This is a genomic window from Mesorhizobium sp. M1A.T.Ca.IN.004.03.1.1 (genome assembly GCF_003997555.1).
Classification (GTDB): domain Bacteria; phylum Pseudomonadota; class Alphaproteobacteria; order Rhizobiales; family Rhizobiaceae; genus Mesorhizobium.
This window is the reverse complement of the sequence record NZ_RZTV01001186.1, coordinates 1-231: the sequence shown is the minus strand read 5'-3', so window position 1 is coordinate 231 and position 231 is coordinate 1. Positions and strand designations below refer to the sequence as shown.

Below are 231 nucleotides of genomic sequence, written 5' to 3'. Positions count from 1 at the left end.
CAGGCCCTTGGCCTCGATCACCGGCCGGTCGTTCTCAGCCTTCAGCGATTGCTGCGCCTCTGCGAGCCTGGAGCGGCCACCCGGACCGCCGCCCAGCATATCGATGAAGGCATCCTCGAAGCGCGGCGGCGCAGGGGCGAGTGTTGCGCCATCGCCGGCCGAGCCGATATCCGGTTTCTGGTCCCTGGCGGCGACGAGGCGGATCGCTTCGCCCTGGATCACGCCGTCGAT

General features: G+C 69.3%; 1 pseudogene. It reads right to left on the bottom strand.

Features of this window, described 5'->3' with window-relative positions:
• Nucleotides 1-231, bottom strand: a pseudogene (locus EOD29_RS35435) (ABC transporter ATP-binding protein); the annotation flags it as partial.